We start from the raw sequence: 12,664 nt of genomic DNA on the forward strand, positions 1-12,664 counted from the left end.
TGACCAACAATGGCGGAAGAAAAAAAACTGGGGCTGTTTGCGCTCATCGCGCTTGTGATCGGTTCAATGATCGGCGGCGGAGCCTTCAATCTGGCCAGCGATATGGCTTCCGGGGCAGGGGCCGGCGCCATCTTAATCGGCTGGGTCATTACCGGTGTCGGTATGATTGCCTTGGCCTTCTCTTTCCAAAATCTGACGACGAAAAGACCTGATTTAGACGGCGGCATTTTTACTTATGCACGGGAGGGATTCGGCCATTTTATGGGCTTTAACAGCGGCTGGGGATACTGGTTCGCGGCCCTTCTCGGCAATGTCGCATATGGAACCCTGCTGTTTAGCGCTGTCGGCTATTTTATCCCCGTATTTGGAGACGGCCAAAACATCGCATCCGTTATCGGTGCAAGCGTGATTTTATGGAGCGTACACTTTTTGATTCTGCGCGGTGTCCAGTCCGCTGCCATGATTAATTTGATTACAACGATTTCAAAACTGGTGCCGATTTTTGCTTTTATCATCGCCGTCATCTTTGTTTTTCATCTTGATTTATTTACTCAGGATTTTTGGGGACAAGGACTGTCGCTTGGATCAATCGGTTCGCAAGTGAAAAGCACGATGCTCGTCACCGTCTGGGTGTTTACCGGAATTGAAGGAGCCGTTCTTTTTTCAAGCCGGGCCAAGAAATCGAGCGATGTCGGCAAGGCGACCGTCATCGGCCTGATCAGCGTGCTGGCGATTTACATCATGATCACCATGCTGTCGTTTGGCGTCATAAACCAGGAAAACCTGGCCGGTCTTCCCAACCCTTCAATGGCAGCCATCATGGAGCATATCGTCGGCAAATGGGGAGCTGTTCTGATCAACTTTGGACTGATTATTTCAGTGTTGGGCGCCTGGTTGGCCTGGACATTGTTCGCCGGAGAGCTGCCGCTGATCGCCGCACGTGAAGGCGTTTTTCCAAAATGGTTCGGAAAAGAAAACAAAAACGGCGCACCCACAAATGCGCTGACATTGACAAACGCTATCATCCAGCTGTTTTTGCTGACATTTATCATTTCGGATACGGCATATCAGTTCGCTTTTTCCTTGGCTTCCTCAGCTATCTTAATCCCGTATTTATTTTCCGGGTTTTATCAGCTCAAATACAGCTGGCTGCACAAGGAACCCGACCGTATCAAGAACATCGCAATCGGGCTGATCGCTAGCATTTACGGCATCTGGCTCATTTATGCGGCAGGCCTTGACTACCTGCTGTTGACGATGATTTTATACGCACCCGGCATTCTCGTATTCCGGGCGGTCCGGAAAAGCAAAAAAGAACCTGTATTCAATAAGGCCGAGCTTGTCGTCGCCGTCATCATTCTAATATTGGCGATTGTAGCCATCGCGGAATTAATGTCGGGCAGCATTTCAATTTAACAAACAGAGGTGTTTCATATGAAAAAAAGAAAAATTGTCGTCGCGCTTGGCGGTAATGCCATTCAAACGGGAGATGACGCCAGCGCAGCAGCACAAAAACGGGCATTGGAAGAAACGGCTGTGTATTTGGCGGATATGCTCGACAATGGAACTGAACTGATCATCACGCACGGAAACGGGCCGCAAGTCGGGAATCTGATGATTCAGCAAAAGCAGGCGGACTCTCCGAAAACACCGGCTATGCCGCTTGAGACGTGTGTATCGATGACACAGGGAATGATCGGCTGCTGGCTGCAAAATGCCATCGACCAAGCGCTGCGTGCAAAAGGTAAAGACGGACATGCGGCAACTGTGATTACCCGTGTTGCCGTCCGCAGTGATGATGAAGCTTTTCGCAACCCTACAAAGCCGATCGGACCGTTTTACAGCGAAGAGGAAGCGAAAAAGCTGATGAACCAAAACGGTGACCTCGTATTTAAAGAAGACGCCGGAAGAGGCTGGCGCCGCGTCGTCCCGTCGCCTGCACCGGTGTCGATCCTTGAGCATGACGTCATCAACGAGTTGGTTGAAAAAGGGCATATCGTCATCGCGGCTGGCGGCGGCGGTGTTCCCGTGCTTGAACAAAGCCAGTCCATCCGCGGAATCGACGCCGTCATTGACAAAGATTTCGCCGCCTGTAAGTTAGCGGAGCTTGTTCATGCGGATGAACTGATCATCTTAACAGGTGTCGACCATGTCGCCGTCAACTACTTAAAACCGACGGAACGGGCGCTCGGGCATGTGACTGCTGAGGAATTAAAAGGGTATATCAAAGAAAAGCAATTTGCAGAGGGCAGCATGCTGCCAAAAGTAAAAGCAGCCATTCAGTTTGCCGAAGCCAAAAAAGGAAACAAGACGGTGATTACCTCCCTGAAACTGGCGAAAGAAGCGCTCAAAGGCCATGCAGGGACCATTGTCGAACAAGCCTAAGCGCGGCAAAGGAAGCGCTCTATAAGAGTTCTTCCTTTTGCCGATCGTCAAAAACAAGTAAAATTTAAGATATATTACCTCAAGTCTTAACAAAATCGAAAAGGGTGATCCGTTCATATGAAGAACAAAGACATTGTACATCAGCTGAAAAAGTTTTCCCTATTCGCCTCCCTGAATAAAAAAGAGCTTGAAAGTATGAAACAGTTTATCTATTGGCGCACTTACCATAAAGGCCAGATTTTATTCATGGAGGAAGACCCCAGGGAACGCATGTATCTTCTTCTCGACGGTTTTATTAAACTCGAAAAATCCAATGAAACGGGATCCATGTTTTATACCGACTACGTACGTCCTCACACACTCTTTCCGTTCGGCGGCCTGTTTCGCGATGAATGTTATCATTATGCCGCTGAAGCCTTAACCGATATTGAACTCTACTATATTCCCATGAACATTTTTGAAGATCTTGTCAGGGAAAACAAAAACCTTCTCTTTGATGTTCTGAATCAATTATCCGATATCCTTGCCCTTCACGAAGAAAGGCTCAAACGAATCACTCTCTCCCATGCGCACGACAGGGTGACACAGGCCATCTATTATTTGACCGAAAGCCTCGGCCAAAAAGAAAGCGATTCAACCGTGATCAACTGTCCGATCACCGCCTCGGAAATCGCGAAAATCTCCGGCACATCGCGCGAAACCGTAAGCGCCGTCCTGAAAAAACTCCGCTGTGAAGGCATTATCAGCCAAATGAACAAACAGATTATGATCAACCGACCCGAATATTTTATGTGATTGTTTTGCTCCTCAAATCATCCCGGTTATAGACGGGATGATTTCGATGTATAACCTGATTCTTCAGCAGCACAGTCGACCCGCTCGATACTCCGTTTCTTTCAAACACTGTATCATGTAAAGTCTACATCATATCCCGCCGTGAAAAATCCCTCACCCCGAGCGCCGTTAATAGGACAAACAAAACGATTAACACACCATAAAACAAGGGATATGAATCAATCGGCGACTCATCGGGAGGGGACATCCCCAGCATCGGAAGCGTCCAGGGATAGATTTGCCCCAATGGAGTATTGGCGGCAAGGATGGAAGGCAATGTAAACCCGATGCTGACAGCCAGCGGTATACCGAATGTCTTATACCTGATGGAGATGATCAGCTGCAACACGATAAGCGGAAGGCAGGCAATGGACCCTTGGACGACATATCCTAAAATTGCGAGAAACGGCAGACCTCCTTTTAAACCATTAAGGAACCCGAATAGAATAAAAAGTATGAATAAGAGGCCCATCGTCGCAGCAACCATCATCACAACCATAACACTTTTCGAAAAGAAAACCCGGGACCTTAAAACCGGCAGAGCCAACAATTGCTTCCACCCTCCGCCCACATGTTCTTCTCTGCACACAAATGCAGCATATATACCTACAAGAATCGGCAGCACAAAGGATCCCATAAAAACGGCCACCTGTGTCCAGGCTTCCATCCACTCGTTATCACCAGGCTGCACAAATAGTTTATAGTTATTGCGAAAGTTAGTGTAAGCCAATAGGACGCTGATAAAAGGGGCCAATACATACAACACCCACATTTTCGAACGTTTTAATTTCAATCTTTCAGCAGCTATTATATTTTTTAACATGATACACCCTCCTACAGCACATCTCGCTTTTTAAAATGAAAGGCCCCAATGAACAAAAGCAGCATTCCGACAAAAACATTAATGATGACAAAAGCCGATAGATCCGGATTGATCACAAGACCCTCATATTGCAGGATAATGGTTGAAGACTGGCTCGGATAAGCGAGCGGAAACCACCGCGTCGTCATTCCGGCAGCTAAAAAGAGACCGAGAATTGAACTTACCGTACCAATGAGAATAGCAAACGCCTGGTTTTTAAATGTGATGGACAACCATAATTGAAAAGACATGATCGGCAAAGCCGTCAGCAGCATGACATAACTGTCCCCAAACAAAAGCCCCCACGGTATCGGCCCTTCAAATCCCAAAGCCTTGCCCAGTACAACCATCCCTATTGCAAATATCGTTGCAGTTAAGAGCAGGCTGTTAAATAGCCAAATATATTTGCTTAAGTAAATTCCTACTCTTGATACCGGCAGAGACAGCGTTTGCTTCCACGAATTTGTCTGATGCTCTATATTTGCAATAATGGAGGCAATAATCGTTACGGCTAAAGGAAAACCCAGCCCAAACAGCATGCTGTTGTCGAAAAGCATATACTGCCACATGGAGGACGCCTTAAACATTTCAGCTTGCTTTTGGGCATACTCTCCACGGTAAGTTAAATTCAACAGCTCATATGCCAGAACAACAAGGGGAACCAAGAAGACGACGATAAACAAAGAGGACCGCTTCAGTTTCAGGAGATCACCCCGCAGCCTCATAAACTTCCCTCCGTACCAGTCAGCTCCAGGAATATATCTTCCAAAGACCGTTTTACTTCTTCCAGTCTGTAAACAGAGACTCCCGACTGTACCAGAATTCCGTTGATTTCGGAAACAAATTCTGGCGATGTTTCGCTGATCCACAAGTTTCCTTCCTGAAGTTTTGCATGCAGCCCCCTGTTTTGTATAATGGATTGGGCTTCATGAATATTATTCGCTCCAATCTTCAGAAGCGGTTTTTGTTTTTTCCGTAATGCTTCGATATCATCTTGGAAAATCAGCTTCCCATTCAAAATAATGCCCACTTGTGTCGCCATCTGATCAATCTCGCTTAATAAATGACTGGATACCAGCACGGTCATGCCGTATCTATCCGGCAACTCCTTTATCAATTCTCTGATTTCGTGAATACCGGCAGGGTCCAGTCCATTCGTCGGTTCATCCAGCACCAGGAGATCAGGCTTGCTCATTAAAGCAGCCGCAATCCCTAATCTTTGCTTCATTCCCAGCGAGTACTCTTTCGTTAATCGATCCGCCACTTTTGTCAGACGAACGATCTCAAGCACTTCCCCAATCCGTCCCTCTGGCAAATCACGAACACTGCGAATCACCTCGAGATTTTCTCTTCCGGTTAAATTTCCGTAATAAGATGGCGATTCAACTAGAGAACCGATTCTCTGCAAGATTTGCAGACGGTTTTGGCGGATATCCTGGCCAAATAGCTGAATATTTCCATTTGCAGGCTTAATCAAGCCTAACAGCATCCTGATCGTTGTGGTTTTTCCGGCACCGTTCGGCCCTAAGAACCCGTATATTTGTCCTTTTTCTATTTTCATCTCCAACCCGCTGACCGATGTTTGTTTTCCGAATTTTTTTGTTAAATTTTTTGTTAACACGATATTTTGTTCCACTGTTCCTCACCTCACCTTCATCATAGACTCATTTGTATTAATGCGCCTTAAACTCTTCCTGAACATTGCCTAAACACGGGAAAACAGCTGCTGCATCGCCAAAAAAGGAACCCGACAAATATATGCTATATAAAATAAGAGGCTGTTTTTCTTGTTAAGAAACAGCCTCTTGCAATATGAATGATGATGAAATGAGCAAATGCACTCAGAAATGATTGTCCATACACCGCCTCCGCCAGGCAATGTTAAGGAATATAAAAGTTAGAATTTTAAGAAAATTGAACATCACTTAAATTTCAGCCGCCATAACTTTCTTTGCCTGCTATTTCATGTGAAAATGAAAGCGTATATTAATGGAGGTCATAAAATGGATCATTCTTTCGGACAATGCAAAGTGTTAATCGTTGATGATGACCAGCATATTTTAGATTTATTAAACGTGGTGTTTGAAAACGAAGGGTTCTCTGATGTCTTAAACGCCAAGAACGGAGAGGAAACGCTCCATCTTTTAAAACATCAAGAGCCGGATATCGTCCTGCTTGATGTGATGCTTCCGGATTCAGATGGATTCACTCTTTGCAATCAATTCCGCCAATTTACAAATATCCCCGTTCTTTTTCTTACAGCTAAAACATCTGATTTGGATAAACTGCAAGGCTTTAGTTTTGGGGGAGACGACTACATTACCAAACCTTTTAACCCTCTTGAAATCGTTGCCCGTGTTAAAGCCCAGTTAAAACGATATAAAGATTTCACTCCTTCATCGTCCAAGCCGGTTTATGATTTCGGGGATTTTCAAGTTGATGAGACATCGGGGAAACTGGTTGTTGATGGAACAAGAATCGAGTGTCCGGCTCAAGAGTTTAAGCTTCTACTGTATTTTTGCAACCACCCCAATCAAATATTAAGCAAACAAAAGATTTACAGAGATGTTTGGGGAGAGTTTTATAATGGCGACAGTACGGTCATGGTACATGTTCGCCGGCTTAGAGAAAAAATTGAAAAAGACCCGAGCCGCCCAAAATGGATTAAGACGGCAAGGGGGCTTGGCTATATTTTTGAAGTTCAGCCGACAGGTGGAAAGCAATGAAGCTAAGAGACCGCATTGCATTTCACTTTATATCCCGAATCATTCTCCTGATCGTTATTTGTATCGCTTTATTTGTGATCAGCACACTTTTTTTTACTTTTTTTCTCAATGATCGAGAGACGCATCAATCACCGCTTTCTTTATCAAGCGTAGTTCACCAAACAACCATAAAAGACGGAAAAATATCCGTTGAAGCTGATACGATCAGCCATTTAAAGGAATATCATATGTGGCTTCAGATTCTTGATGAAGAGGGAAACGAACTTTATTCATCCAACAAGCCAAGCCATATTCCCAGCCAATATATTCCCGGCGAACTTGTCTCGGATTATGTTTATCCCGCTAAAAAAGGCTACCATCTTTCAACATGGTATGATACAAAAGACACCCGGACATTGACGTGGATATTGGGTGAACCATTTAAAGCTGACAACCCGTTTCTCTATTGGACAAACCAGCTGTGGATCCTTTCCATGATCGTGATGGGGATTATTGTTGCGCTGTACTTCGGAAAACAGCTTGGCGCACCTTTGCTTTATATCGTTTCATGGATTGAAAATCTCTCCAAGGGAAAATATGCAGAGCCGGCATTTTCTTCGTTCATTCCAAAGAAAAAGAAAAAACCCGGATATAAGCTGTACCAGGAACTAATGAATGCAATGAGCAATCTTACATCGATCCTTCAGAAAAACAAAGCGGAAAGCGAAAAACTGGAAAGAACGCGGGAAGAATGGATGACAGGCGTATCCCACGACTTAAAGACGCCGTTGTCAGTGATTAAAGGATACACAATTCTTTTATCATCTGAAAAACATGAATGGAACCAGGAAAAAGTACGGGATTTTGCAAACATCTTGAACGAGCGGGTAGAGTATATGGAAGAATTGATAGAAGAATTCAACCTCACTTTCCGCTTAAAAAATGATGCCCTTCCGATTCAAAAAGAAGAAAAAGACATTGTAGGCTTGTTAAGGGAAACTTTATCCGCATTACAAAGCTTGCCGGAATCGAAAGATAAACATTTCGAATTTCAGACGGACCGAGACGCAATTGCTTTTTATATGGATGAAAAATACATGCAGCGCGCCTTGGAAAACCTGATCGCCAACAGTATTAAACATAACCCTTCAGGGACTGAGGTAAAGGTCAGTATTCAGCAAGATGAATCTCTTTCTTTAACTATTTTAATAGAAGACAACGGAATCGGCATGGAAAAAGAAACATTGGAGCATTTATTTGATCGCTATTACAGAGGAACGAACGCCTCTTCAAACACTTCAGGGACTGGATTGGGCATGACGATTGCCAGACAGATCATTTATGCACACGAAGGTGATATTGAAATTTACAGCGAACCTGATCACGGTACTCAAATTAAGGTTATTTTTCCAACGAAGAGAGAATAAAGGGTGCACATCATAAGAAGGACAACTTTATATTTAGGTAAGACTAGTAAAACGTTAGATTAAAAAGGATTGTACATTTTAAACATATCAAAAATGCACAATCCTTTTTTTGGAACTTGAACGACTAAGGTAAGATTTTCGTCAAGTTAGAATGATTTGTCAGTGTGAGCTTCAATTTTAGATCGTAGATGATTTAAGAATAGAATTTGCCCTAACGTACATGTACTTATGTACGTTTTTTAATATGCCAATAGTTTAAACTAAATTATAAGACACACTTCTTTGTCGAAAGAAGATACATGACAATATCATATAGCTGAAGATTTAATGCAAGGGACATTTAGTGGCAGTGATCCTAAAGATATTAGTTTGTCATACATCTTCTTTCGTAGCAGCAAATAAAATCAAGGAGGTTAAATATTATGAAAAATAAGGTGCTATAGGTAGTTTTATGTGGTGTATCAATTTTAGCTCTTATTCGCTGGAGAAAAATTAGTGAAAATAAATAAACGTTAAAGGAGCAATGTATACGTGTCATGACCAAATAAGTAAAGTGAATCACAAGATAGAAAGCGATTCAATTCTTTTCATATGGAGGATTTATTTGAAAATTAATGAGATTGTTCAAAAAAGTAAAATTCGGATAAGTTTTATTACGAAGAATGGCTCATTAATAGAGCAAGTGGTTAAAAATCTACAACAGCAAGGTATAAATGCACAATTAATTTAAAAAAAGTTCTTTTAAAGGAATGTTTTAAATAATAGTAAGGAGGCCAATTATGATGAAAATGAAAAAAATAATGGCAACTGGAGTGGCAATGTTGATTTTAGGATCGGCAGTAGGGTGCGATGATCATGTCTCTTCTGATTCGGAGTCTTCCTCGGAGAACACGGGAATTACGGATGAGAAAGCTCCGTCCAAGATCTCCAATTCTTATGAAAATACAAAAGAGCTTATAAGGAAATTTCCAGTGATTAATCCTACTCCCATCGACACAGAACTGGGAAAAGACATTCAAAACCGGCTGCTAAATGGCTTTGAAAATTGGAATAGAGGTTATGATGCTTGGAAGGCGTGGGGAGATATTCTATATACGGAGGATTCCCTTTACAATGTTCACGGTGTGAAACTGACTCTGAAGGAATATCAGGACTCCATGAATGAGACGCTGAAAGCCAGCGATATTCAGATGGGCAACTTTAATAATATGATTGTCAGCGGGGACTGGGCTGCGATCCGTTATGATATCTCAACGATTAACAGGAAGACCAGTGAAGCAGTAGACGGAAGTGTGATGGAGTTCGTCCGCTTTAAGGATTATGGGGACAAACTGGGTACCCGGGTTGTGGAAGGCTGGGCTGGAACAAAGGGAGCCGATTTTGCCGGATTATCTAGCTTCCAAACCGAAGAGGAAAAGGCGGCGCAGCAGGCCGCATTAGAGAAAATCATCAATACGTCGATACCGGATACCTCGAATCTGGAAGAAAAATACCCTGTTGCTTATCCGACCCCCATTGATACCGAGATGGCTAAGAAAATTCAAAGCGCTATCTTGAACGATTTTGATAACTGGAACCAAGGCTATGATGCCTGGACGACATGGGCGGACACCTATTATGATAGCAATATGCAGTACCATACATCTGCGGGGACTATGACATTGGAAAAATACAAGGACGCTGTAAAGGATGCTGCTGAATCGACGGATGTGAAGCGGATTTACTTTGATAATATGCTGATCAGTGGTGATTGGGCGGCCATTCATTACAGGATCACGAATCAGGACTTAACAACAGGTAAAAAAACCGCTGGTGATGTGATGCAGTTCCTGCACTTTGTAGAAGATGGAAATGGTGTGAAAGTGGTTGAATCCTGGACAAAATAAGCATTTCCTATGTAGACTGTCATGAAAATGCGTATCGAAATATTATAAGGCGCTATATTAGGGTAGGGCAGATATTAAAATACTCCACTTTTGCAGTAGTAGTATTTATAATAATTAAAGTTAGAGATAAGAGGGGGGTGGATGAAGATTCGAAATAATACCAGAATGGGACAACATGGCGAACGACAAAGAGCGAATATCTAACGTTACTTGCGCATTTATACGTTCATATACTTGTGAAAAGAACATCACCGCAAGCTTTTATGATTATCTATATCGCACCGACCTAATTGAATCAGATATTATTGAAAAGCTAATGAAAGTGATGTTTACTGGTGCCAGTGGTAACGTTTGCAGTAAGACATGGTGGTTCAGATGCTAGAGGACAATTACCATTTACACGTGCTCTACAAGTGCCGTATGGATTATCAATTGCATTTAATTTCTCATCTTTCCATAACATATCCATAACATCTACAGCTGCTGCAGCTTTAATTATGATTGCAGTATTTCAGCATTTCAAAAGCTTTGGCATTGCCTGCGACAGCTTTTTTAACTAATCTGATTTGGTTCACTGCTGCGCCTCCTTCAAACATTAGAGAGGGAAATTGATGAGAAAAGTTTCAAAAGGATGGAATTTTTTCTCTGCATTAAAAAAATCCGCTATTTCACTGAAAATAGCGGATTCTATTTATTTCTTTGTCAGCGTCACTTTAGAAGTTCCGGTTGGGCCGTGCGGGGTCTGTTCATGTATAAGCTCTTCCCTCAGGTTATTCATACTTGATCGTTTGATCCGATATACGGCTTCAAGCCGCACCAAATATTCGGCTCTTGTTTTGAAAGCATGAATGATTGAGATGATCCAAACAATGAGTAATGCTTTCATTGCCAAATCGAAGAGAAACGTTCTGGCTGTAAAGGCAGCCAATAAAACCGCCGCTGCGTATCCGATTCCGGCAAATAACCATTTTCCTTGTTTCGTTCGCGCTGCGATATAAATAAATGCAAACCAGCTTAAAAATCCAAAAGGAACCCATGTGAACACAAGCCAGAAAGAATGTACAAACTCCCATTTTGTTCCTTCATTTGTATAACCTTTAGCCATTGTGATACTCCCTTACAATTGTGATGATCCTTTAGAACTATATTATACTAAATTTCCCTATACAGGAATAAAAGTTTTCGATTCGCCCGCCATGAATGATAAGATAAACATAAAACCAACAATTGGAGATGAAGGAAACATGAAGAACAAACTGATTGAACGTCTCATTTCTTATGCGAAAGTGGATACGCAGTCAAATGAAAACAGTCAGACGACGCCTTCCACTCCCGGGCAGCTGACGCTTGCCAATATGCTTGTTGAAGAGCTGAAAGAAATCGGCATGAAGGACGTCACAATCGATGAAAACGGCTATGTGATGGCGACGCTTCCTTCAAATTCGGAAAAAGAGGTGCCGACGATCGGCTTCCTGGCTCATGTGGATACAGCAACAGATTTTACCGGAAAGAACGTCAATCCGCAGGTTATCGAACAATACGACGGAAAGGACATTGTGCTGAATGAATCCCTCAATGTCGTCTTGTCGCCCAAGGAATTTCCCGAGCTTGCAAATTACGCGGGACACACGTTGATCACAACCGACGGAACGACTTTGCTCGGCGCTGACAATAAAGCGGGAATCTCTGAAATCATGACGGCAATCGAATATTTAATTGCGCACCCCGAAATCAAACACGGGAAGATCAGAGTCGCTTTTACGCCTGATGAAGAGATCGGCAGAGGGCCGCACAAGTTTGACGTCGAGGCGTTCAACGCCGCATTCGCGTATACGGTTGACGGCGGGCCGCTCGGCGAACTGCAGTACGAAAGCTTCAATGCCGCAGCCGCGAAAATCACTTGTAAAGGAACGAACGTCCACCCCGGCACAGCAAAAGGAAAAATGGTCAATGCCGCCAAAATCGCGATGCAGTTTCACGCCGGACTTCCGGAAAACGAAGCCCCTGAATTTACTGAAGGTTATGAAGGCTTCTATCATCTGCTTTCGATCAATGGCGATGTCTCGGAAACCAATCTCTCCTATATCATCAGGGATTTTGACAGAGACCGATTTAACGAGAGAAAAGCCACCGTCCAAAAAATTGCAAACGACCTTAAAGCCAAATACGGCGAAAACAGCATCACAGTGGACATGAATGATCAATATTACAACATGAGGGAAAAAATCGAACCGGTTAAAGAGATTGTCGACATTGCCTATGAAGCGATGAAAAACCTGGATATCGAGCCGGTTGTGAAACCGATTCGCGGCGGTACAGACGGCTCCCAGCTCTCATACATGGGGCTTCCTTGTCCAAACATTTTTACAGGCGGGGAAAACTTTCACGGAAAATACGAGTATATTTCCGCCGACAATATGGTAAAAGCCGCGAATGTCATCGTGGAAATTGTGAAGCTGTTTGAAGATAGGGCGTAATACGAAAAAAAGCGGAAAGCGGCTGCAAGGCACGACAGCCGCTTTTTTGCCAGATCAATTTTTATCCGCGCTTTGCCGAAATAAGAAC

12 protein-coding genes are annotated in these 12,664 nt (G+C 43.3%); 8 read left to right on the forward strand and 4 right to left on the reverse strand.

Annotation, left to right across the window (positions count from 1 at the left end; all coding sequences use genetic code 11):
• The first annotated feature begins 9 nt into the window (after positions 1-9).
• The 3 genes from arcD (at position 10) to P3X63_RS21535 (ending at position 3,180) form a co-directional block, all read left to right on the forward strand.
• On the forward strand, positions 10-1,416 hold the full coding sequence (arcD, locus tag P3X63_RS21525; RefSeq protein ID WP_277691993.1) for an arginine-ornithine antiporter: 1,407 nt from the start codon (positions 10-12) through the stop codon (positions 1,414-1,416).
• A gap of 18 nt (positions 1,417-1,434) precedes the next feature.
• Positions 1,435-2,385: a carbamate kinase gene (gene arcC / locus P3X63_RS21530; RefSeq protein ID WP_026589290.1), complete on the forward strand. Its 951-nt coding sequence runs from the start codon at positions 1,435-1,437 to the stop codon at positions 2,383-2,385.
• Between the two features lie 117 nt (positions 2,386-2,502).
• Entirely contained in the window at positions 2,503-3,180 is a 678-nt protein-coding gene (locus P3X63_RS21535) for a Crp/Fnr family transcriptional regulator (protein ID WP_026589291.1), read from the forward strand.
• A gap of 124 nt (positions 3,181-3,304) precedes the next feature.
• Here the strand turns inward: P3X63_RS21535 and P3X63_RS21540 are convergent, their stop codons facing one another.
• The 3 genes from P3X63_RS21540 to P3X63_RS21550 are packed head-to-tail and all read right to left on the reverse strand — an operon-like array spanning position 3,305 to position 5,717.
• Entirely contained in the window at positions 3,305-4,042 is a 738-nt protein-coding gene (locus P3X63_RS21540) for an ABC transporter permease (protein ID WP_026589292.1), read from the reverse strand.
• An 11-nt stretch (positions 4,043-4,053) separates the two neighbouring features.
• Positions 4,054-4,806 (reverse strand): ABC transporter permease, encoded by a 753-nt coding sequence (locus P3X63_RS21545; RefSeq protein WP_277691996.1) that lies wholly within the window; start codon positions 4,804-4,806, stop codon positions 4,054-4,056.
• A complete protein-coding gene (locus tag P3X63_RS21550) occupies positions 4,803-5,717 on the reverse strand; it encodes an ABC transporter ATP-binding protein (RefSeq protein WP_077735967.1) in 915 nt (304 codons plus the stop codon). The genes P3X63_RS21545 and P3X63_RS21550 overlap by 4 nt, the downstream gene beginning before the upstream one ends.
• 367 nt (positions 5,718-6,084) lie before the next feature.
• On the opposite strand from P3X63_RS21550, the gene P3X63_RS21555 reads away from it, so the two are divergent.
• The 4 genes from P3X63_RS21555 to P3X63_RS21570 all read left to right on the forward strand — a co-directional run bounded on the left by P3X63_RS21555 (position 6,085) and on the right by P3X63_RS21570 (position 10,659).
• Positions 6,085-6,807 carry a response regulator transcription factor gene (locus tag P3X63_RS21555; RefSeq protein ID WP_026589295.1) on the forward strand — a complete coding sequence of 241 codons (723 nt, stop codon included), beginning with the start codon at positions 6,085-6,087 and terminating at the stop codon, positions 6,805-6,807.
• Positions 6,804-8,213, forward strand: coding sequence for a sensor histidine kinase (locus P3X63_RS21560; RefSeq protein WP_277691999.1), 1,410 nt, complete (start codon positions 6,804-6,806; stop codon positions 8,211-8,213). Before P3X63_RS21555 ends, P3X63_RS21560 begins: the two co-directional genes overlap by 4 nt.
• A gap of 779 nt (positions 8,214-8,992) precedes the next feature.
• Positions 8,993-10,099, forward strand: a complete 1,107-nt coding sequence (locus tag P3X63_RS21565) for a nuclear transport factor 2 family protein (RefSeq protein WP_026589296.1) — start codon at positions 8,993-8,995, stop codon at positions 10,097-10,099.
• Positions 10,100-10,434: 335 nt separating this feature from the next.
• The gene (locus tag P3X63_RS21570; protein WP_277692002.1) at positions 10,435-10,659 is read left to right on the forward strand and encodes a hypothetical protein; all 225 of its coding nucleotides are present in this window, start codon (positions 10,435-10,437) and stop codon (positions 10,657-10,659) included.
• A gap of 131 nt (positions 10,660-10,790) precedes the next feature.
• Here the strand turns inward: P3X63_RS21570 and P3X63_RS21575 are convergent, their stop codons facing one another.
• Positions 10,791-11,204 carry a hypothetical protein gene (locus P3X63_RS21575; protein ID WP_277692004.1) on the reverse strand — a complete coding sequence of 138 codons (414 nt, stop codon included), beginning with the start codon at positions 11,202-11,204 and terminating at the stop codon, positions 10,791-10,793.
• Positions 11,205-11,343: 139 nt separating this feature from the next.
• On the opposite strand from P3X63_RS21575, the gene pepT reads away from it, so the two are divergent.
• Entirely contained in the window at positions 11,344-12,576 is a 1,233-nt protein-coding gene (gene pepT / locus P3X63_RS21580) for a peptidase T (RefSeq protein WP_277692006.1), read from the forward strand.
• The last annotated feature ends 88 nt before the right edge of the window (positions 12,577-12,664 follow it).

The organism is Bacillus sp. HSf4 (assembly GCF_029537375.1).
GTDB classification, from domain to species: Bacteria; Bacillota; Bacilli; order Bacillales; family Bacillaceae; genus Bacillus; species Bacillus sonorensis_A.